General features: G+C 64.6%; 22 protein-coding genes. 8 read left to right on the top strand and 14 right to left on the bottom strand.

The annotated features are described in order from the left end of the window. Positions 1 to 18 precede the first annotated feature (18 nt). From AC1VON_RS14060 to AC1VON_RS14080, 5 genes are read right to left on the bottom strand one after another with little or no spacing between them, the layout of a single operon-like run. A complete protein-coding gene (locus tag AC1VON_RS14060) occupies positions 19 to 1,323 on the bottom strand; it encodes an NAD(P)/FAD-dependent oxidoreductase (protein ID WP_483123592.1) in 1,305 nt (434 codons plus the stop codon). Beyond that, a complete protein-coding gene (locus AC1VON_RS14065) occupies positions 1,320 to 2,303 on the bottom strand; it encodes a branched-chain amino acid ABC transporter permease (protein WP_483123596.1) in 984 nt (327 codons plus the stop codon). The genes AC1VON_RS14060 and AC1VON_RS14065 overlap by 4 nt, the downstream gene beginning before the upstream one ends. After that, positions 2,300 to 3,208 carry a branched-chain amino acid ABC transporter permease gene (locus tag AC1VON_RS14070; RefSeq protein ID WP_483123599.1) on the bottom strand — a complete coding sequence of 303 codons (909 nt, stop codon included), beginning with the start codon at positions 3,206 to 3,208 and terminating at the stop codon, positions 2,300 to 2,302. The genes AC1VON_RS14065 and AC1VON_RS14070 overlap by 4 nt, the downstream gene beginning before the upstream one ends. After that, the gene (locus AC1VON_RS14075) at positions 3,205 to 3,954 is read right to left on the bottom strand and encodes an ABC transporter ATP-binding protein (protein ID WP_483123601.1); all 750 of its coding nucleotides are present in this window, start codon (positions 3,952 to 3,954) and stop codon (positions 3,205 to 3,207) included. Before AC1VON_RS14075 ends, AC1VON_RS14070 begins: the two co-directional genes overlap by 4 nt. Further along, positions 3,951 to 4,751 (bottom strand): ABC transporter ATP-binding protein, encoded by an 801-nt coding sequence (locus AC1VON_RS14080; protein WP_172351584.1) that lies wholly within the window; start codon positions 4,749 to 4,751, stop codon positions 3,951 to 3,953. The genes AC1VON_RS14075 and AC1VON_RS14080 overlap by 4 nt, the downstream gene beginning before the upstream one ends. Before the next feature lie 126 nt (positions 4,752 to 4,877). Between AC1VON_RS14080 and AC1VON_RS14085 the strand changes: the two genes are divergently transcribed. The 7 genes from AC1VON_RS14085 to AC1VON_RS14115 all read left to right on the top strand — a co-directional run bounded on the left by AC1VON_RS14085 (position 4,878) and on the right by AC1VON_RS14115 (position 10,852). Beyond that, entirely contained in the window at positions 4,878 to 5,612 is a 735-nt protein-coding gene (locus AC1VON_RS14085) for a GntR family transcriptional regulator (RefSeq protein WP_483123603.1), read from the top strand. Then, on the top strand, positions 5,609 to 6,091 hold the full coding sequence (locus AC1VON_RS14090) for a DUF3830 family protein (protein WP_483123605.1): 483 nt from the start codon (positions 5,609 to 5,611) through the stop codon (positions 6,089 to 6,091). The genes AC1VON_RS14085 and AC1VON_RS14090 overlap by 4 nt, the downstream gene beginning before the upstream one ends. Before the next feature lies 1 nt (position 6,092). Next, positions 6,093 to 6,446: a TIGR04076 family protein gene (locus tag AC1VON_RS14095; protein WP_483123607.1), complete on the top strand. Its 354-nt coding sequence runs from the start codon at positions 6,093 to 6,095 to the stop codon at positions 6,444 to 6,446. Next, positions 6,443 to 7,498, top strand: a complete 1,056-nt coding sequence (locus AC1VON_RS14100) for an aldo/keto reductase (RefSeq protein WP_483123612.1) — start codon at positions 6,443 to 6,445, stop codon at positions 7,496 to 7,498. The genes AC1VON_RS14095 and AC1VON_RS14100 overlap by 4 nt, the downstream gene beginning before the upstream one ends. Beyond that, positions 7,495 to 7,926, top strand: coding sequence for a DUF4440 domain-containing protein (locus AC1VON_RS14105; RefSeq protein ID WP_483123614.1), 432 nt, complete (start codon positions 7,495 to 7,497; stop codon positions 7,924 to 7,926). Before AC1VON_RS14100 ends, AC1VON_RS14105 begins: the two co-directional genes overlap by 4 nt. A 49-nt stretch (positions 7,927 to 7,975) precedes the next feature. Next, positions 7,976 to 9,235, top strand: coding sequence for an ABC transporter substrate-binding protein (locus AC1VON_RS14110; RefSeq protein WP_483123618.1), 1,260 nt, complete (start codon positions 7,976 to 7,978; stop codon positions 9,233 to 9,235). 213 nt (positions 9,236 to 9,448) lie between these two features. After that, on the top strand, positions 9,449 to 10,852 hold the full coding sequence (locus tag AC1VON_RS14115; RefSeq protein ID WP_483123622.1) for an FAD-binding oxidoreductase: 1,404 nt from the start codon (positions 9,449 to 9,451) through the stop codon (positions 10,850 to 10,852). 15 nt (positions 10,853 to 10,867) lie between these two features. Here the strand turns inward: AC1VON_RS14115 and AC1VON_RS14120 are convergent, their stop codons facing one another. From AC1VON_RS14120 to AC1VON_RS14155, 8 genes are all read right to left on the bottom strand, one after another. Then, entirely contained in the window at positions 10,868 to 11,668 is an 801-nt protein-coding gene (locus tag AC1VON_RS14120) for an ABC transporter permease (protein ID WP_483123625.1), read from the bottom strand. Further along, entirely contained in the window at positions 11,665 to 12,537 is an 873-nt protein-coding gene (locus AC1VON_RS14125; protein ID WP_483123628.1) for an ABC transporter permease, read from the bottom strand. Before AC1VON_RS14125 ends, AC1VON_RS14120 begins: the two co-directional genes overlap by 4 nt. After that, positions 12,534 to 13,637 carry an ABC transporter ATP-binding protein gene (locus AC1VON_RS14130; protein ID WP_483123632.1) on the bottom strand — a complete coding sequence of 368 codons (1,104 nt, stop codon included), beginning with the start codon at positions 13,635 to 13,637 and terminating at the stop codon, positions 12,534 to 12,536. The genes AC1VON_RS14125 and AC1VON_RS14130 overlap by 4 nt, the downstream gene beginning before the upstream one ends. A 155-nt stretch (positions 13,638 to 13,792) precedes the next feature. Beyond that, positions 13,793 to 14,740 carry an ABC transporter substrate-binding protein gene (locus AC1VON_RS14135; protein WP_483123634.1) on the bottom strand — a complete coding sequence of 316 codons (948 nt, stop codon included), beginning with the start codon at positions 14,738 to 14,740 and terminating at the stop codon, positions 13,793 to 13,795. A gap of 52 nt (positions 14,741 to 14,792) precedes the next feature. After that, positions 14,793 to 15,791: an AraD1 family protein gene (gene araD1, locus AC1VON_RS14140; RefSeq protein WP_483123638.1), complete on the bottom strand. Its 999-nt coding sequence runs from the start codon at positions 15,789 to 15,791 to the stop codon at positions 14,793 to 14,795. A 32-nt stretch (positions 15,792 to 15,823) separates the two neighbouring features. Further along, positions 15,824 to 16,603 carry an SDR family NAD(P)-dependent oxidoreductase gene (locus AC1VON_RS14145; protein WP_483123641.1) on the bottom strand — a complete coding sequence of 260 codons (780 nt, stop codon included), beginning with the start codon at positions 16,601 to 16,603 and terminating at the stop codon, positions 15,824 to 15,826. A 9-nt stretch (positions 16,604 to 16,612) separates the two neighbouring features. Next, positions 16,613 to 18,340 (bottom strand): IlvD/Edd family dehydratase, encoded by a 1,728-nt coding sequence (locus tag AC1VON_RS14150; protein ID WP_483123645.1) that lies wholly within the window; start codon positions 18,338 to 18,340, stop codon positions 16,613 to 16,615. Then, positions 18,337 to 19,128, bottom strand: a complete 792-nt coding sequence (locus tag AC1VON_RS14155) for a FadR/GntR family transcriptional regulator (RefSeq protein WP_172351570.1) — start codon at positions 19,126 to 19,128, stop codon at positions 18,337 to 18,339. Before AC1VON_RS14155 ends, AC1VON_RS14150 begins: the two co-directional genes overlap by 4 nt. 60 nt (positions 19,129 to 19,188) lie before the next feature. Between AC1VON_RS14155 and AC1VON_RS14160 the strand changes: the two genes are divergently transcribed. Then, complete coding sequence (locus AC1VON_RS14160; protein ID WP_483123654.1) at positions 19,189 to 20,118, top strand: aldose 1-epimerase; 930 nt, start codon at positions 19,189 to 19,191, stop codon at positions 20,116 to 20,118. 112 nt (positions 20,119 to 20,230) lie between these two features. Here AC1VON_RS14160 and pcaQ read toward each other — a convergent pair whose 3' ends face one another. Continuing rightward, positions 20,231 to 21,148, bottom strand: coding sequence for a pca operon transcription factor PcaQ (pcaQ, locus tag AC1VON_RS14165; RefSeq protein WP_483123659.1), 918 nt, complete (start codon positions 21,146 to 21,148; stop codon positions 20,231 to 20,233). Positions 21,149 to 21,179: the final 31 nt, after the last annotated feature.

The following is a 21,179-nucleotide window of genomic DNA, read 5'->3' on the forward strand; positions in this document are numbered from 1 at the left end:
CCCGCACGGCCAGGCACGCTATCCAGCCTCGTCCATTCGGTCGCGCAGCATGCTCCAGCCAAGCAGCATGTTGGGTGCGTGCCGCAGCAGCGTATGGAACGGGATCGGCGCTGGCGGCGCAAAGGGCAGCGGCAGATCACGCGCCTCGGTTCCGGCGGCCCAGTCGGCCAGCACCTTGCCCATCGCCGTCGTCATGGCAATGCCACGCCCGTTGCAGGCGCGGCCGGCGATCAGCCCCGGCCCGAGGTCCATGAGGTGCGGCAGGAAATCCGGTTCGACCGCGGCCATCCCCGACCAGCTATAGGCAAGCGGCGGCAGGTCAGGCAAATCGAGATGCCGGGCGAGCCGCCGCCAGATCGCTCGCGGCACGCGCGTATCGGCGCCGGCGTTCAGAATATGCATGCCGCCGCTGATCAACCGGTTCTCGGCATCGAAGCGGAAGGTGAAGAGATTGCGCCTGGTGTCGCCGACGCCTTGCCCGCCGGGGAGTAGACGCGTGCGCACCTCGCGCGGCAGGGGCCCGGTTGCGATCTGGAAGACCTTCAGCGGAATATAGGTCCGTTGCAGCAACGGATTGAGCGACCCGCCATAGGCGTTGGTGGCGACCAGCACCTTGCCGGCACGCACCGAGCCCGATGGCGTTTTCAGCGACCAGCCATCGGCCACACGATCGATCGAGGCAACGTGCGTCCGTTCGAAGATCCTCGCGCCGGCCTTCTCCGCCGCATCGGCGAGCCCGTGCGCATAGGCGACCGGATTGAGCACGCCGCCCGAACGATCCATCCAGCCGCCGACATAGCCGCGCGCGCCAGTCAGCGCCGCGACGGCCTGCTGATCTAGGGTAACGGCTGGTCGGCCGCGCCGTGCCCATTGCCCGGCGCGCGATTTGACCTTCTCGAAAGCTGCCGCTGAATGCGCCGGCTGGATCCAGCCGTTCTGCACGGCGCCGCAGTCGATGCCGTGCCGCCGGATCAGGTCGAAGACGAGGTCGGCGCTACCGGCGGCAAAGTCGATCAGGCGTTCACCGCGCTCGAGGCCGAGATGTGCAAGGATGTTGTCCGGGTCCATCTTGGCGAAGTTCGGCACGATGAAGCCGGCATTCCGGCCGGTCGCCCCCCAGGCGATGATTTCGGCTTCCAGGACCGCGACGGAAAGCCCTTTCCCCGCGGCATGCAATGCGGTCGAGAGGCCGGAAAAACCGCCGCCGACAATGGCAAGGTCCACATTGATCTCGCCCTGTAGTGGCGACCGCTGGCGGCGGTCGCGGCTGACAGCGTGCCAGAGCGAAACGCCATGTGCCTCCCGCCGGGTCACGGCATTCATGAGCCGGAACTGCCCTTGGTCGCGACCGCCTTCGCTCGCTTGTCCAGGCGTGGCCGCCGTGGCCTGTCGCCGAACAGCCCGTTCGGTCGGCTCAGCAGGATGACGCAGAGCATGACTCCGATGGCGACGATCTGCAGCGAGGCGGCGCGCGCCTGCTGCTCGGGCGCAAACAACACGCTGGTCAGCGTGCCCGATCCGGCCCAGATCCCCCATACCAGGATGCTGCCGATGACGGCGCCGAGATTGCTGCCCGAGCCGCCGACGATCAGCATGACCCAGACCTGGAAGGTCAGGATCGGCAGATAGTTGTCCGGCGCGATGAAGCCGGTGAAATGCGCCTGCAACGCACCTGCCAGCGCCATGATGGCGCCGCCGACGGCAAAGGCCTGGACGCGGTAGAAACGCGCGCTCTTGCCGAGCGAGATCGCCGCTCGCTCGTCCTCGCGCAGCGCCTTCAGCACGCGTCCCCACGGGCTGCGCGACAGATGCTCCAGTGCGAGATAGGCGATCAGCGTCACGACGCAGACGACGGCAAGGTTCGACAGGTTGAACAGCAGCGGCGTCTCGGCAAGGCTGCCGAAGGGACGCGGAATGAAGCCGATACCGAACGGCCCGCCGGTCAGCTTCTGCGCATTGAGCGCGACCAGTTGCACGACGACGGCGACACCGAATGTGGTGATCGCCAGATAGTCGGACCTCAGCCGCAATGTCGCCATGCCGGTCAGGGCGGCGGCGATGCCGCCGACCACCATGGCGCCCAGCCAGCCGACCAGGATCGGCAGACCGAAGCCACCCAGCCGTGCCGCATCATCCGGTGTGGTCAGCAAGGCCGAGGTGTAGGCGCCGATGGCGACGAAGCCGGCGAGGCCGACATTGAACAGCCCGGTCAGCCCCCACTGCAGATTGAGCCCCAGCGTGACCAGCGAAAAGATCAGTGCGGTGGTCAGGAAGAAGGCGCCGTAACCGATGAGATCGATCATCTTTCCCGAACCCCGAAAAGGCCGATCGGCCGCACGAACAGCACCGCCATCAGGATGATGAAGGAGACGGCGGCGCGCCATTCGGCGCCGATCAATTGCACCGCTCCGGCTTCGGCGAGCCCGATGATCAGGCCGCCGAGCACGGCGCCCGGGATGCTGCCGATGCCGCCGAGGATGGCCGCGGCGAACATCGGCAGCAGCATGTCGAAGCCCATGAACGGGCGGATCTGCACCAGGATGCCGATCATCACGCCGGCGACGCAGGCCAGCGCCCCGCCAATGATCCAGGTGACGCGCACCACGCTGGCGACGTCGATGCCGACGATGCGGGCCAATGCTGCGTTCTGACTCAATGCCTGCATGGAGCGGCCGGTCTGCGTGCGCGTCATCAATAGATGCACGCCGAGCACGAGTATGGCGGTCAGCAGCAGCAGCGCGATCTGGTCAGGGGTGATGCGGATGCCGAAGCCGACCGGCATGGCGATCTGGATCGCCCGGCTGAAATAGGTCGGCCGCGAGGTGAAGGTGAATTCGAGCAGGCTTCTGAGCGCCATCGAGGCGCCGAAGCTCGCCATCACCACGATGATGGCTTGCCCTTGCGAGCGAAGCCGCGAAAACAGCACTCTGTCGAGCAGCAGCGCCAGCAGAGCGGTGAACGCCATGCCAATGACCAGTGCGACAAGGAGCGGCCAGCCGAAGGATAGCGGCGCGATGGGTGCTACCTTGCCGAAAGTCGCACCAATGGCGCTGACGACGGCCAGCGTCGCATAGGTGCCCCAGGCCATGAAGTCGCCATGAGCAAAATTCGAGAAGCGCAGGATCGAATAGGTCAGCGTCACGCCGATGGCGCCAAGGCCGATCATCGAACCGGTCAGCAGTCCGTCGACGACAAATTGCAGGCTCATGCCGCGCCTCCCTTGCTGATGTGAGAAGGGCGCTGGCCGAGATAGAGTTCGGCGACCACAGGATCGTTCCACAGTTCGGAAGCAACACCCTCGTGTCGGTCCTTGCCTTCGACCAGCACATAGGCCCGGTCACCGATGGCCAGTGCCGCCTTGGCGTTCTGTTCGACCAAAAGGATGGTGACGCCGGACTTGCGGATGCCGGCCAGCATCTCGAACACCATCGACACGAATTTCGGCGACAGGCCGGCCGACGGCTCGTCCAGCACCAGCACTTTGGGATGGACGATCAGCGCCCGGGCGACTGCAAGCATCTGGCGTTGTCCGCCAGAGAGGTTGCCGGCGGCGGTGCGGCGCTGGCGGACGAGGTCGGGGAAGGTGGCATACATCTCCTCGATACGGCCGGGGATTTCGCGCCGCTCGAGGATGCCGCAGGCAACCCTGAGATTGTCCTCGACCGACATCAGCGGAAAGATGTTCTCGGTCTGCGGCACGAAGGCCAGGCCAAGCCGAACCATGGTGTGGGCGGGCACGGCGGTGATGTCCTTGCCGTCCAGGAACACCCTGCCGCCGGTGATCGGGACAAGGCCGGCGATCGCCTTGATGAAGCTCGACTTGCCGGCGCCGTTGGGGCCGAGGACGACGACGATCTCGCCTTTTCTGACGATGATCGAGGCGCCGCGCACGATCGGCACGCCAGGCTCGTAACCGGCTTCGAGGTCGCGCACGTCGAGGACGGTCTCGCTCATGCGGTGCCCCCGAGATAGGCCTCGATGACACGCGGGTCGCGGGCAACTTCTTCCGCCGTGCCTTCGCTGAGCAACTGGCCGCTCGCCATGACCAGCACGCGGTGACAAAGCCGCGTCACCATGTCGATGTTGTGTTCGATCAGCAGGAAGGTGATGCCACGCGCGTTGATGTCGCGGATGCGGTCGATGATGACTTCCAGCAGCGTCGCGTTGACGCCGGCCGCCGGTTCGTCGAGCAGGATGATCGCCGGGTCGGCCATCATGACGCGAGCGAGTTCCAGCAGCTTGCGCTGGCCGCCGGACAGCACACGCGCCGGCTCATGCGCGAGATGGGTGAGAGTGACGAGTTCCAAAAGGTCCAGCGCCTTGGCCCTGGCCGCTTCTTCCTGCGCCGCCACCCGCCACGGCGTGACGAAGTTGGCGAGCAGCCTTTCGCCGGCCTGGCCCTGCGCGGCCAGCATGATGTTTTCGATCAGTGTCAGATTGGGCAGCGGGCGCGGGATCTGGAAGGTGCGGCCAAGCCCACGGCCGATGCGCAGATGCGCGGCTTCGCCGGAGACGCGCACGCCGTTGATAAGGATGTCACCGCTGGAAGGCAGAATACTGCCGGCAAGCAGGTCGAACATCGTTGTCTTGCCGGCGCCATTCGGCCCGATCAGGCCAAGGATCTCTCCGGCTTTGACGTCGAACGAGACATCGTTGACGGCGACAAGGCCGCCGAATCGTCTGACGACGTTGCTTGCTGTCAGAACCGACGCACGGGCCTCCTGCCCTTGGCGCTCCGCTGCCTCGCTCATCAACCCTCTGGCCGAAGACGGTCGTTGCCGTCTCCCTATTTTTGATTTGTGATCACACTTGCGTTGATCACGCTATTCGGCTTTAATTTCGTCCGCAAGCCGAAAACCGGCCAAGAACGGGATTCCATGCAAAAGGCTGCCATCGAAAAGAACAACGAGGCGATCGCTGCCCAGCTTGCTCCGGTCGGCCGCGAAACCGTGCAGGACCGTGTCTATTCGGAATTGCGCCGCGCCCTGATCGGCGGTCTGTTCGAACCGAGCCAGGTGCTGACCATCCGTGGGCTTGCTGATGCACTGGTCACGTCGACCATGCCGGTGCGCGAGGCGCTTGGCCGGCTGATCACGGAGAAGGCACTCGAAGCGCTGCCCAACCGCTCGGTGCGTGTGCCGCCGATCACGCTGGAACGGCTCGACGATCTCCTTCGGGCCCGCATCCTGATCGAGGGTGAGGCGATCGCGCTGGCCGCCGCGCGCATGGGTTCGCGCCAGATCGCCACTATCGAGACCATTCTCGGCGAATGGGACGAGATGCGGGCGCTGAAGCACAAGAAGGATGTTGATCGCGAAGTGATGCTTAACCAGAGCTTTCATTTCGAGATCTATCGCTGCTGCGGCTCGGCGGTGCTGATCCCGATGATCGAGAGCCTGTGGCTGCAATCGGGGCCATGCATCCGCGTCGCCATCTATGCATTCTCGGAGGCCGGCGAGGTCGACACCGCCCATTATCACCGCCGCATCGTCACGGCGCTGGCCACGCAGGATGCACAGGCAGCGCGCGAGTCGCTGGTCGCTGACATCAGCCGGCCTTTCACCTTCCTGCGCAGCAAGCTGCAATCGGCCTCCTCGAAAGATCAGACATGACCGCCATCAGAATCACCGAGCCACGCTCGAAGCTTGCGGTCACGGCACTGTTGCTGGCCGAAAAGGCGCCGGAAAACGCTGCCTTTCTCAAGGCATATCTCGGCACGCCGCGTGTCGTTCCGGGCATCCACGCCATGTGGACGGGACCGGAAATTTCCTGCCCGGTTCCCGCTGCCGATATCGAGGGGCAAGCCTATGCCAGGCCATTGCCTGCGGAGAACGCGACGCTGACGCCTCAGCCCGGCGACATCGTGCTGTCCTATGTGCCGCCGCGCATGTGGGGCGGCAATCCCAATGCTATCTTCGACATTGGTCTGTTCTATGGGCAGGGCGCGCGGCTTCTGTTCCCGATCGGCTGGCTGGCCGGCAGCGTGGTGGCGCAAGTGCGCGCCGAAGAGCGCGATCAGTTCGCCGCCGCATGCGGGCTGATCCGCCGCAACGGCACCTGCGACATCACCTTCAGCCTGGTGGAGGCCTGACATGGCCGACGACGGTTTCGAACTCTTCGACCTTCGCGTCGAGGCGGTCATCCCCGAGGGCAAGCCGATCTATTGCGGCGCCAAGGCTGGAGACTATTTCGAACTCAAGGGCGAGATGCTGTCGATGCCGGCGGGGCAGGGTTTCTCGATCTACTCGCTTGCCGCCGTGCTTCCGCTGCTGGCCGCAAAGCAGCGGCCAACCCATCCAAATGACTGGATGACCTCGGACGCCGAGATCGCCTGTCCCGATCCCAATTGCGCTAGCCGTCTGCGGATCGTCAGGCTTGCCAAGCGGCGGTTCAGCCATGCCGAGACCACGGCCGTGCCGCTGCCGAAGGAGGATAAGCAGACATGACCGCCAAGACCTTCGAACTCGGCCCAGGCTACACGATCTCCCGCGTCATTCGCGGCGGCTGGCAACTCGCCGGTGGGCACGGGGCCATCGACCGCGGCCAGGCGGTGACCGACCTGATCGCCACCTTCGACGCCGGCATCTGGACCTATGACTGTGCCGACATCTACACCGGCGTCGAGGAACTGATCGGCGCCGCCCGCTTGCGACTGGCCAGCGAACGCGGCCTCGATGTCGCGGCCAGGATGAAGGTACACACCAAGCTGGTGCCCGACCTCGAAAGGCTGACCAGCATCAGCCGGGATTACATCAGGGGCATCGTCGACCAGTCGCTGCGGCGGCTGAAGACCGAGCGTCTCGATCTCGTGCAGTTCCACTGGTGGGACTATGACCAGCCTCGTTATGTCGAAGCGATGGGCTGGCTCGACGAGCTTCGCCGGGAGGGCAAGGTGCGCAATCTCGGCACCACCAATTTCGACACGCCACGGCTCGCCGAGATTCTCGCCGCCGGCATTCCGCTGGTCAGCCAGCAGCTGCAATATTCCGTGCTTGACCAGCGGCCCGCTCACAGCCTCGCCGCGCTTGCGAAGACAAACGGCGTCAGCTTCCTTTGCTACGGTTCGGTGGCGGGTGGCTTTCTCAGCGACAAGTGGCTCGGCGTGGCCGAACCCGCCACGCCGCTCGAAAACCGCTCGCTGGTCAAATACAAGCTGATCATCGACGACTTCGGCGGCTGGGACCTGTTCCAGCAACTGCTCCAGGCGTTGAAGGCCGTCGGGGATCGCCACGGTGTCGACATCGCCACCATCGCCAGCGCCTGGGTGCTCGAGCAGCCGCAAGTCGCCGCGGTTGTCGTCGGCGCCCGTAACCAGGCGCATGCCTTGGCTAACGCGGGCATCATGGATGTCGCGCTCGATGTCGATGACCGGGCCAAGATCGCGGCCGTGATCGCGCAAGGCCGAGGCCCCCTGGGCGACGTCTACACGCTGGAGCGTGACCGCCACGGCCGCCACGGCTCGATCATGCACTACAATCTCAATGCAGGCCGCACATGAGCGCCACCAACGCGACGCTGTTTTCGCAGGCCAGCGCCGAGGTCGTCGGCCTGCATCGCTTCTTCGTCGACTGGTTCGTCGCCACGCGCGCTGACACGGTGGATTTCACGCGCTTCGAGCGTGCCATGGGCGACGGCTTCAGCATGGTCGCACCGGACGGCAAAGTGCTTGATCGCGCTGCTGTCGTCGATCATGTCCGCTCCAGCCGCGCCACGTGCGATGACGGCTTCGCCATTTCGATCGAGGACATCCGGCCCGGTTGGCGGGATGCGGACACGATTGTCGTCTTCTACGTCGAGGCGCAATTGCGTGGCGGCAAGCACACCCGCCGCCAGTCGAGCGCCGTCTTCACCTCCAGTTCATCGGCGCCCAACGGTGTCGAATGGCGGCATCTGCATGAAACCTGGCTGCAGATGCCGGAACGCTGAACACGCTCCAGAGATCAAATTATTGCCTGACAACTTAAGGGGAACAACAATGAGAAAGACAATACTCCAACTCACCACCGCGCTCGCTCTCGTCACAATGGCGGGCGCCGCGCAGGCCGCCGATTGCAAGATCACCGTCGGCCTCGTCATGGAACTGACCGGCCCGGCCGGCGAATACGGCCAGGCCGGTGCCAAGTCGGTCGAAATGGCCTTCCGCGACATCAACGAAGCCGGCGGGGTACGCGGCTGCGACCTCGCGACCGATACGCGCGACAGCCAGAGCCAGGGCAATATCGCGGTCGACGCCGCAACCCAGCTGGTTCAGGTCAAGAAAGTGCCGGTCATCATCGGCGGTATTATCTCCTCGGTGTCGATCCCGATCCTGACCTCGGTGACCGCACCGGCCAAGATCGTCCAGGTTTCGCCGGCATCCTCTTCGCCGACGCTGACCGCACTCGGCCGCGACGGCAAGACCAACGGCATCTTCTTCCGTACCATCACCTCGGATGCGCTGCAGGGTGTCGCCGCCGCCAAATACGCCATCGACAAGGGTTTCAAGAAGCTGTCGATCATTCACGTCAACAACGACTTCGGCGTCAACATGGTGGCCGAATTCTCGCGCGCCTACAAAGCGCTCGGCGGTACCATCGTCTCCGACACGCCCTACAACGAGAAGCAGTCCAGCTATGCCTCGGAAGTGACGGCGGCGATGGCCGGCGAGCCGGACGGGCTCTATCTCGTCAGCACGCCGGTCGACGGCGCAACCGTTGCCCGCACCTGGATTTCGCAGGGCGGCGTGCAGAAATTCCTGCTCAATGACGGCATGAACAGCCCTGATTTCATCGAGTCCGTCGGCGCCGACTATCTGAAGGACGCCTATGGCACGTCGTCGGGAACCAGCCCGACCGCCTCCACCGACTATTTCATGAAGAACTACAAGGAATTCTCCGGCATCGAGCCGTCCAATCCGGCGGCCGACCGGTCCTATGATGCCGGCGTCATCGTCGGCCTCGCCATCGCCATTGCCGGCTCCGAGGATCCGGCCAAGATCAAGGACGCGATGTACAAGGCGGTCGACCCGGCCGGCACGCCGATCTTTGCCGGCAAGGAGGAGTTCGCCAAGGCGCTCGGCCTGATCAAGGACGGCAAGCCGATCCGCTACGAAGGCGTCATCGGCCCGGTCGCCTTCGACAAATATGGCGACATCACCGGCCCGTTCCGGTTGTGGAAGATCGTCGACGGCAAGGTGACGACCGATGGCGAAATGACCACCGACGACGTCAACGCGCTGCAGGCCAAGCTTCAGTGAGCTGGAAACAGTGCTTCCGGCATCAATCGCATCTTGTCGCGACTGATGCCGGCATCGCTTGGGGCAGGCGATATCGCTTGCACGGCAAGCGATCAAGAATAGGATCGGCCGGCTGCAATTGAAGGATGGCGAGCGTGTCGGATCGAATACTCATCGGCCCGTCCGATCAATGGATGCAGACGCTGTGCTTCGCCACGCAAGCGCCTGATCCCGATGTCGCCTGAAACGGAACGACTTCTCTCCGCGCTCGGCGATCGGCTGGGCGCGGGCGGCGTGCTTGCCGGCTCCGATGTCGAACAGCGCTATCGCGACGATCCAGACGGCAAGCTTGGCGTGCTGCCCGAAGTGGTGCTGCGCCCGCGCGATACCGTCGGTGTCGCGGCGGCACTCGCCGGGTGCAACGCTCTCGGCCAGCCGGTCGTCGTCCAAGGCGGACGCACCGGGCTGGCCGGCGGCGCACGCGTCCAGCCGGGCGAGATCGTGCTGTCGCTGGAACGCATGAGCGGCCTCGCCGCGCCGGACGCTCAAGCCGCCACCATCATCGCTGAAGCCGGTGCGACGCTGCAGGCTGTGCAGGAGGCGGCCGATGGTGCCGGGCTGATGTTCGGCGTCGATATCGGCGCGCGCGGTTCGGCCACGGTCGGTGGCAACATCGCCACCAATGCCGGCGGCATCCGTGTGCTGCGCTACGGCATGTACCGTGCCCAGGTGCTGGGACTGGAGGCCGTGCTTGCCGACGGTAGCGTGCTGTCCTCGCTGAAGGGTCTGCCCAAGGACAATTCCGGCTACGACCTCGGCCAGCTCTTCATCGGCGCGGAAGGGACGCTCGGCGTCGTCACCCGCGCCGCGCTCAGGCTACACCCGAAGCCGGCCTCCGAGGTGAACGCCTTCTGCGCGCTCGCTTCGCTCGATGCGGCGATCGCCCTGCTTGGGCTGTTGCGGCAAAAGCTCGGTCCGTTATTGTCCGCCTATGAGGTCAACTTCGCGCCGCTCTATGACCTCATGGTTGGCAGCATGGCGATGCCGGCGCCGTTGCCGGCCGGCTCACCGGTCTATGTGCTGGCCGAGATCCAGGGCAGCGAGCCCGAACGCGACAGCGAGCGCTTCGCGGAAGTCCTGATGCAGGCGGTCGAGGATGGCGTGGTCGATGATGTCGTGGTCTCTCAGTCGGCGCGCGAATTCCGGGCGCTGTGGGACGTGCGGGAAGACGCCAATCGCGTCCTGTTTTCGATCAGAGGCCTGATCAGCGTCGACATCAGCATTCCGCTGGCACGGATGGGGGCGTTCCTGCAAGAAGCGGAGACCGCGATCCGCGCCTTTGACCCCAACGCCGAGATCTATGTCTTCGGCCATCTCGGCGATGGCAATCTGCACTATCAGGTGCGCACTGCCGATCCGGCGGCGGCCTACGGCATCATCTATTGCGGCGTGGCGGTGGCGGGCGGCGGCGTTTCAGCCGAGCACGGCATCGGCCTCGACAAGAAGCAGTGGCTGCATCTGGTTCGCAGCGACGCCGAGATCGCCACGATGCGGCGGCTGAAGATGGCTCTAGACCCGAAGAACATTCTTAACCGGGGGCGTGTCTTCGATCTCGATCCGACGACCTTCGCACGATGACGGGTCTCCGATAACTCAGGTGCGTTCCGTCGCCATCTGCCTGGGGATCAGAAAGCGGGCGGCGAGCACGCAGAGCAGCACGGTGAACATCAGGATCAGCGCCACCAGCGCATTGATGTCGGGTGAGAAGCCGAGCCGCATCATCGCCCACAGCCTGACCGGCAGCGTGCTTTGCGTGCCGGTGACCAGGATGGTGATCATTGTCTCGTCGAACGATAGCGCGAAGGCCAGGATAGCGCCGCCGACCATTGCGCTCGACAGGTTCGGCAGGATGATGCGCCAGAAGGTCTGCCAACCGGTGGCGCCCAGGTCGTAGGACGCTTCGACCAGCGTGCGGCTCATCGACTGCAGGCGCATCAGCACGGTTCGGTAGACGATCGCCAGCACGAAGACCGTATGGCCGATGACGACTGTCAGCAGCGAGCGCTCGAGGCCGATCTCGCGGAAGAAGATCAGCAGCGCCAGGCCGCTGATGATCGGCGGCATCAGGAAGGGCAGGAAGATGATGAACTGCAGGACCGAGCGTCCGGAACGGCGGCCGTGATAGTAAAGCGCCAGCAGCGTTCCGCTGACCACCGAGAGGATGACGGTGCAAACGCCGACGATCAGCGTGGTGCGCAGGGCAGCCAGGATGTCGTCGTTCCCGGCCAGCGCCCGATAGGTAGAGAGGGTGGGCGACGACCAGTCGACATCGCCATGCGAGATGGTGAAGAACGACGACACGATCGGCACGAACAGGGGGCTGTAGAGCAGCACCGCGACCAGCGTTGTGATCGCGGCCAGGAAGATGGTGGAGGGCCGGGGCAGGGCGTTCATATCGACGTCCCCCGGTTGCGTCCGAAGCGTTCGCCGATGAGGATGGCGCAGATCACCACGATCGCCAGCGCCACCGACAGCGCGGCGCCGAACGGCCAGTTATAGGCCGTGCCGAACTGACTGTAGAGGATGCGGCCGAAGGTGAAGCCGCTGATCCCGCCGACCATTTGCGGCGTCAGGAAGTCGCCGATGGCCAGCACGAAGACGAAGCTCGCCGCCGAGGCGACGCCGGGCAGGCTGAGCGGCAAGGTGATGCGCAGGAACGTCTGCAAGCGGCTGGCGCCAAGATCATCCGAGGCGCGCAGCAGGGTCTGGGGAATGCGCTCCAGCGACAGGAAGATCGGCAGGATGGCGAAGGGGATCAAAAGCAGGCTCAGCGTCAACAGGATGGCGTTCATGTTGAAAACGAAAAGTGTCGACGGCTGCTGCAATATGCCGAGCGCCACCAGCGCCTTGTTGAGGAAGCCGTTGAGGCCGAGGATGCTGCGGATCGCGTAGATCTTGATCACGTAGCTCATCAGCAGCGGCACCAGCAGCAGCATCAGCAAGGCATAGCGCCACCGCCCTCTAAGGGTCGTCAGGAAATAGGCCGCGGGATAGGCGAGCAGGATGCAGATGACGGCCACCGACAAACACAGCACGATGGTGTTCCAGAACACCGGCAGAAAGATCGGGTCGGTGAAGAACCTGACATAATTGCCGAGCGTCGGCGCGTAGACGATCGTGCCCTGGTCGACGCTGAAGAAGCTGTAGACCAGGAAGATCGCCAGCGGCACGAGCACGAAGATCACAGGCAAGGCGAAGGCCAGCACCGTCACCAGCAGCGACAAGCGCCTTTGTGAGGGCTGTGTCGTGGTGGCCGCGCTCATGCCAGCACCAGGTGGCCTTCATGCGGCGCAAAGCAGAGCGAGACCGTTTCGCCGGATTTCAGCGCGCTGCCGCCGATCCGGCTCGGCATGCGCAGCCGCAGGCGTTGCGCGGCATCGTCGGCACCCGAGGCGATTGTGGCGACGGTCGACGAGCCGGCAAAGGCCACGTCCGCGATGGTGCCGGAAAAGCGGTTGCCGCTGTCCTTGGCGTCGGCAAGATGCAAGGCTTCGGGACGGAACGCCGCGAAGGCGCCGGCACCATCTGGCGCGGCTTGTAAATGCGGCAGACCGCCGATCGAACAGACAAGGCGCCCAAGCGCGGTCTCGATCGATCGCAGGTCACCCTGGACGGGACCGAGTTTCCCGGCCACCAGATTGTTCTCGCCGAAGAAGCGCGCCACGAACTCGCAATTCGGCTTGTAGTAGAGGTCGTGCGGCGTGCCGATCTGGCGGATATGCCCCGCCTGCATGACGCAGATCCGGTCGGCCATGCCGATCGCCTCCTCCTGGTCATGGGTGACGAACAGGAAGGTGGTCTTGATCTCGCGCTGGATGGATTTCAGGAACTCCTGCATCTGCCGGCGCAATTCAAGGTCCAGGGCCGCGAGCGGCTCGTCGAGCAGGATCAGGCGTGGCTGGCAGATCAGCGCGCGGGCGAGGGCGACGCGCTGGCGCTGGCCCCCGGAAAGCTGTGCCGGGAAGCGGTCGGCGAAACGCCCGAGCTGCACCAGTTCCAGCGCCTCCGCGACACGGCGCGCGGTCTCCTTGCGCTGCACATGGCGCACCGAAAGCCCGTAGCCGACATTGCCGGAAACGGTCATGTGCGGGAACAGCGCATAGTCCTGGAACACGGTGTTGAACGGCCGCTTGTTGATCGGCATGCGGCTGATGTCCTGGCCGTTGAGGCGGATCTCGCCCGACGTCAGAGGCTCCAGCCCGCCGATCAGCCGCAGGACGGTCGTCTTGCCCGAACCCGAAGGCCCGAGCACGGTCAGGAACTCACCGTCCTTGATCGACAGGTCGATGTCGTGCAGCACCGGAACCGTGCCGTAGGATTTCGAGACGGACCGCAGCGTCAGCAGGTCGGTGTTCTGGTTCATGATATAGTCTCGCATACGCTGCGGCGGTCCGGAACGTCCGGACCGCCGGGTCCTTCGAAATCAGGTGCGGAAAGGATCAGGGCGTCGCCTTGACCTCGTTCCACAGATCCGAGCGCTTGAGCGGGTCCTCGACATTATTGAGCCAGACCAGCTTGTCATTGCTGCCGGCGCTGCTCGAACTCGACCACGGTGTTGCCGAAGCCGGTGCGCTCGGAAAGCTCGCCGCTGACCTTCTTCGTCAGCATGAAGTCGATCCACTTCTCGGCCGCCGCATTGTCGCGGACGCCCTTGGAGATCACCCAGTTGTCCAGCCAGGCCAGCGCGCCCTCGCTTGGATTGATGTAGGCGACGTGGGCGCCGATCTTCTGCAGTGCCTTGACCTGCTGCTGGCCGTAATTGGCCCAGATCAGGGCAACGTCATTGTTCTGGTAGATCTGCTGCGCCTCGTCGGCGGTGGTGTAGAAGCTCAGCACATTGCGCTTGAGTTCGACCAGCTTGGCCTTGACCGCCGCCATCTGCTCCTCATTGAGGTTGAACGGATCCTTGTAGCCGAGCGTCAGTGCGGTGAACGAGAAATTGTGTTCGCCATTGTCATAGGCCAGGATCTTGCCCTTGTAGGCCGGATCCCAGAGCACCGACATCGAAGTCGGCGCCGGCTTGACCTTGTCGGTGTCGTAGATCAGCCCGATGGAATCGAAGCAGAAGGGAATGCCGTAGACCTTGCCGTCCTTGGTGTCGCCGCTGACCTGCGACAGATCACGGAAGCGCGGCAGCACTTCCTTCTGGTTGGGCAGCTTGGTGATGTCGATCGGCGACACCAGATCGGCCTTGATGTAGCGCTGCAGCTGAGCGGTGTTGACGGCGAAGACGTCGAAATCCTGCCCTTCGCTGCCCTTGATCTTGGCCCAGATCTCGTCGTCGCTGCCGATAAAGACGACATCGACGCCGATGCCGGTGGCGGCCGTGAAGTCCTTCACCCAGTCCGGGTCGGCGTAGCCGTCCCAAGCCAGAACCCGCAGGTTCGCGGCCAGTGCGGCCGATGTCATCAGGCCGATGCCGAGCCCGATTGTCGCCAGTCTTAGAAACGCTTTCTTCAGTCCCATTTTTAATCTCCCATTGTCGTTCTGGTGGACCGTAATTATCGGACTTTTGCCGTCACAGCTGGGTGACGGTGACCAGCCCCTCGTCCGGCACCGACACCATTCGGTTGCGGAGCGGCTTGCCGAATGTCTGTGCCTGGATTTCATACTCGTCGCCGGAAGCCGTCTTGACGCCGGAGGCGTAGCTCATCACCGCCGCCCCGAAGAAATAGGCATGCAGATCGCCCGGCCTGCGGTGCATCGGGTAGCGGAAATGGAAATGTTCGAGGTTGGCGATCGAGTGCGACATGTGCGCCTCGCCCGACAGGAATTCCTGCTCCCAGATGACGGTGCCGTCGCGCAGGATGCGGGAATAGCCGCGCACTTCGTTCGGCAGCTCGCCGATCAGCAGTTCAGGGCCGATCGAGCAGGAGCGCAGCTTGGAATGCGCGAGGTAGAGATAGTTCTCGCCCTCCGTCACGTGGTCGGAATATTCGTTTCCGAGCGCATAGCCGATGCGGTGGGGATGGCCGTCCGGACCATTCAGGTAAAGCCCGACGATCTCGGCTTCCTCTGCCCCGGCCTTCGCGAATGCCGGCATCGGCAGCGGCGCGCCAGGCGGCACAATGCAGGTGCCGACGCCCTTGAAGAACCACTCGGGCTGGATGCCGATCTTGCCGGCGCCGGGCTTGCCTCCCTCCAAGCCCATGCGGAAGATTTTCAAGGAATCGGATTCCTCGGCACCTTCGCCATGGGTCAGAACATGCATCTGGTTGCGCGCGGCGGCACTTCCGGTATGGGTCAGGCCGGTGCCGGTGACCAGGAACCGCGCCGGCTCCGGGTGGTCCAGCGGGGCGAGCACGCAGCCATCGCGCAACAGCTCGTCATAGTCGACTGTCGCGGCGCCCGCCCGCTTTTCGACCAGCGAGGCGATGGACACACCCTCGGCGATCGCCGCTTCGGCAAGGTCCAGCACGCTGGCGGTCTTTTCGAGCGGATGCAGGCGATTGCCGTCATCGGAGACACGACCGACCCGCCTGCTGCCATCCGGCATTCTGAACTGAACAAGACGCATGAAATACCCTTCTTCCCTTGGGGCCGTGCGGGTTACACCCAACCCGCATCGACGATGAACTGCTGGCTTGTGCACATGCGGCTGTCGTCGGCGGCGAGGAACAGCGCCATGCGCGCGATATCGGAGGACTGCAGCCGGTCCGGCAGGCACTGCCTTTCCGCGATCTGGCGTTCGCCGGCCGGGTTCAGCCACAGCCGCATCTGGCGCTCGGTCATCACCCAGCCAGGCACCATGCAGTTGACGCGGATGCGCTCGGGGCCGAGTTCACGGGCCAACGCCCGCGTCATGCCGTAAACAGCGGCTTTGGCGGTGACATAGGCCGGGCAATCGGGATCGCCGACCATCCAGGTGATGGAGCCGAAATTGATGATCGAGCCGCCGCCCTGCACACTCATCTGTGGGCGCACCGCCTGCGCCGCGAAGAACTGGTGGCGCAGATTGACCGCCATGCGGTCGTCCCAATAGGCGACCGTGACGTCCTTGGTCTGATGCCGGTCGTCATTGCCGGCATTGTTGCAAAGCGCCTGGATCGGGCCATTGTGCCGCGCTGCCTGCGTGGTGGCCGCCTGCAGCTCTTCGACATTGCGCAGGTCGCACGGAATGAACAGCGGCGCGTCATGTCCCTCGGCCGCGATCGCATCGACGAGCCGCCGGGACGGTTCCTCGGCCAGATCGACGAAAGCCACACGGCTGCCTTGCGCGCAGAAATGGCGCACCAGGCTTTCACCAATGCCGCTACCGCCGCCGGTGATGAAGACGCTGCGGCCCTTGAGGCTTGGATAGGTCGCGTAGCTGCCGATTGGATCCGTCATCGCGAGCCTCTAGTGGGAATGCCGGGGAATGCCGGCATCGCGCCGGCCGACGAGAAAGTCGAAATCGCAGCCCTTGTCCGCCTGCAGAACGCGCTCGACATAGAGGCTCTGGTAGCCGCCTTCGGGCGGTGCCGGAGGCTTCCAGTCGCGGCGGCGGATCGCCAGTTCCTCGTCCGATACCAGCAATTCCAGACGGCGGCCGGCGACGTCGAGCTCGATGAGATCGCCGTCGCGCACCAGCGCCAGCGTGCCACCTGCCGCCGCTTCAGGCGCCACATGCAGCACGACGGTGCCGTAGGCCGTGCCGCTCATGCGTGCGTCCGAAATGCGCACCATGTCGGAGACGCCCTGCTTGAGCAGCTTGGCCGGCAGCGGCATGTTGCCGACCTCGGCCATGCCAGGATAGCCGCGCGGTCCGCAGTTCTTCAGCACCATCACCGAAGAGGCGTCGATATCCAGTTCCGGATCGTCGATGCGGGCGTAGTAGTGCTCGATGTTCTCGAAGACGACAGCCTTGCCGCGATGCTGCATCAGCCCGGGCGTCGCCGCGGACGGCTTGATGACGGCCCCGTTGGGCGCCAAATTGCCGCGCAGGATCGAGATGCCGCCTTGCTCTGTCAGCGGCTCGCTCAGCGGACGGATGACCTCGCGGTTGTAGTTGGGCGCGCCATCGATCAGCTCACCGATCGTCTTGTCGCTGACGGTCATGACGTCGCGATGAAGAAGCCCCACTTCATCAAGCGACGCCATGACCGCGGCTAGCCCCCCGGCATAGTAGAAGTCTTCCATCAGGAATCGGCCCGACGGCATCAGATCGACAATCGTCGGAACGTCGCGGCCAAGACGGTCCCAGTCCTCGAGGCTGAGATCGACACCAACCCGGTTGGCGATGGCGATCAGGTGCAGCACCGCATTGGTCGAACCGCCGATCGCCCCATTGACGCGGATGGCATTCTCGAACGCTTGCCTGGTGAGGATCTGCGCTATCGTCACGTCGCGGCGAACGAGCTCGACGATCTGGCGTCCGGCCAGTTGGGCAAGCACGCCGCGGCGCGAATCCACCGCCGGAATCGCGGCATTGTCCGGCATGCCGATGCCGAGTGCTTCCACCATGCTGGCCATGGTCGAGGCGGTGCCCATCGTCATGCAGCTGCCCGCCGACCGGCTCTGGCCTTGCTCGGCGGCGAGGAAGTCGGCGACCGGCATGCGCCCTGCCTTCACCTCCTCGGCGAATTTCCACACATGCGTGCCCGAGCCTATGTCTTGTCCGCGAAACTTGCCGTTGAGCATCGGCCCGCCGGAGACAGTGATGGTCGGCAGGTTGCACGAGGCAGCCCCCATCAGGAGCGCTGGCGTGGTCTTGTCGCAACCGACCAAAAGGATGACGCCGTCGATGGGATTGCCGCGGATGGATTCCTCGACATCCATGCTCACCAGATTGCGAAACAGCATGGCTGTCGGGCGCATGTTGCTCTCGCCCAGCGACATCACCGGAAACTCCAGCGGCAGGCCGCCGGCCTCGTAGACGCCGCGCTTGACGTGGTCGGCCAAGGCGCGGAGATGTGCGTTGCACGGGGTCAATTCGGACCAGGTGTTGCAGATGCCGATCACCGGGCGGCCGTCGAAGGCGTCTGCCGGGATGCCCTGGTTCTTCATCCAGCTGCGGTGCATGAAGGCGTTCTTGCCTTCACCGCCGAACCAGGCTTCGGACCGCAGTTTGCGTTTGGTCTCGGTCACGATTGCTGGCCCCGATCGTTGCGGCGTTTGTTGCGGTTCTCGACGCTGCGGCGCACATCGTCCTCGGCATTGTCGATGAGCACCAGCAGCGCTTTCTGCGCACCGAGCGCGTCGCCGGCGGCGATCTTCTCGGCGACCTCGCGATGCAGCGGCAAGGAGTGGCGCTGTCCATCCGGATTGTCGTTGGAGAGGCGAAAGCTCATCACCAACGCGGTTTCGACCAGTGCGGCCAGCGAGCCGATCAGCTCATTGCCGGTCATGCGCAGGATGGTCTGATGGAACACCAGATCGGGCTTGGCGAAGCGGTCGCCGTCGTCGCTCGCCGCTTCCATTTCGGCGAGTGCCGCCTGGATCTCGGCGATCTGCGCCGGGTTGGCGCGCTGGGCGGCGAGGGCGGCCGACATCGGCTCGATGGCACGGCGCAATTCGAACAGCGCACGCACATCGTCGGCACTGATGCCGCCGGCGTAGCGCCATGACAGCACGTCGGGGTCGAGGAAATTCCAGTCGGAGCGGGGACGCACGCGCGTGCCGGTCTTCGGCCGCGATTCGACCAGCCCCTTGCCGGCCAGCACCTTGATCGCCTCGCGCAGCACCGTGCGGCTGACGCCCAGCATCTCGCTGGAATCGTCCGCATTGGGCAGGGCCTCGCCGGGCAGGAAGTCGCCCTGGACGATGCGCAAGCCGATCTGCTCGACGACGGTCGCGTGCAGCGCGGTGGAACCACTGGAAACCGCAACGGCAACCCGTGACGTGCGCGCCGTGCTGAAAGATTTCTTATTCTTCATACTATTCATATGATATGTCTTATAGCCATGGCGATCGGAGTCAAGGGATGGGGAGTGCCGATGACAAAGAATTCCGCTGCCGTCGCCGCGCGGCACACCGAACTGGTCTCAATCAGCGACGGCATCGCGACTGTCGACATTGCTCCTGCTGCCGGCGGCGCCGTGGCATCGTATCGGTGGTGGCAGGCTGGCTCTGTCGTGGATTGGCTACGCCCGGCGGATCCGCCGGCGATCAGCCGTCGCGATGCCGGCGCCATGGCCTGCTTCCCGCTCGTCCCCTATTCCAATCGCATAAGGGCCGGACGCTTCGAATTCGCGGGTCGCACGGTCCAACTGCCTAGTCGGCCGGAGGACCCGCACCATGAGCATGGCCATGGCTGGCGCCACCCTTGGACGGTCATAAGGCACGAAGCCAGCACGATCATCCTGCGCTATCGCCACGCCGCCGATTCCTGGCCATGGAGTTATGAAGCCGAGCAGGAGATCACGCTGGCTGACGGTACGCTTTCCATAACCATTGCCGTGCGCAACCTGTCGGACGCGACGATGCCGGCTGGCTTCGGCCTCCATCCCTATTTCCCGTCGACGCCGTGGACGCATGTCCAGGCGTCGGTGTCCGGCATGTGGGAAACTGATGCGGAGATCCTGCCCGTCCGTCACGTCCTGCCGCCGGCTGGGGCCGATCCATCCATCGGCTTTGACGTATCGGAGGTGGAGTTCGACACGGTCTTCACCGGATGGACGCATCGTGCCCGGATCTCCTGGCCGGAGCATGGACGGCAACTGGACATGGAGGCCGAGGCACCGCTCGACTTCCTCGTCCTCTACACGCCGCCGGGCGAGCCGTTCTTTTGCGCCGAGCCGGTCAGCAACATCACCGATGCCTTCAACCGCGTGAACGACGACGACATCAGCACCGGCTGCATGATGCTGGCGCCCGGGCAGACGCGATCCGCCAGCGTTCGCTTCACGCCGTCACTGGCTGTCTGACCTTGCCGTCGGCGGCAAGCTTGGCGCCCTTGCGAGCCCGGCACGACATGGCCGCGCGGATGCCGCTCGGTCGGCACGCGGATCTGGCCTGATGGCATGAACGTGCCGAAGGTCAGGCGCCCGGCCTTGCGGCTTCGCGGATGGTCTGCAGCAGGATCGTGAAGGCGGGCGAGGGCGCGGTGTCGGTGCGCATCGTCAGGCCGACCGGCCCCTTGGTTTCCGCGGTGTCGACCGGCAAGGCGACGAAGGCACGGCTCGCGAGCTCGTTGGCGACCACGCCGGCCGAAATGATCCACACAGCATTGCTCTGCCGCATGAAGGAACGCCCGAAGGAATCCGAGACCGTCTCGATCTCGGTTGCCGGCGCGGTCATGCCATTGGTGATGAAGAGGCGATCGACAAAGGGACGGATGACGGATTCCCGGGTCGGCATCAGCACCGGGAATTCGTCGAGCCTGGCGAAGATGTCCGCTCCTGGTCTCAGCAGTGGATGTCCGGCGCGCACGACGAACAGCACCTGTTCCGAGTAGAGGTGCTCGAAGAAGAAACCGGTCATGTTTTCGGGCGCCGCCAGCCGACCGACGACGAGATCGAGCGCGCCGGTGCGCAACTGCTCGAGCAGCACGGCGTTCTCGCCGGTAACGATCTTGATCGCGGCTCCGGTGTTCTCCTTGAGGAACAGGCTCATGGCTTGCGGCATGACCTTCGCCGATACTGTCGGCAGCGCGCCGATGCGGATCGGGTGGCGATTGATGGTGCCGTCTTGGCGAACGGAATCGATGCCCCGCTTCAACGCCGATATTGCCGAGCCGGCGTGGTCCAGGAAGATTTCGCCAAGCCTGGTGACCCGGATGCCGCGCCCGTCGCGCTCGACCACGGCGATGCCGAGTGCGTCTTCCAGTTCACGCAATGTCTTGGTCACCGCCGGCGCGCTGACATGCAGGAGGTCGGCGGCGCGGGCCACGCTGCCCTGCCGGGCGACTTCCAGGAAGGCTTGCAGGTGACGGAACCGGATGCGGCTGCCGGGCATGAATTTGATAACCCCTGAGTTAATGAAACGG

The organism is Mesorhizobium sp. HAY1-8B (assembly GCF_056868045.1).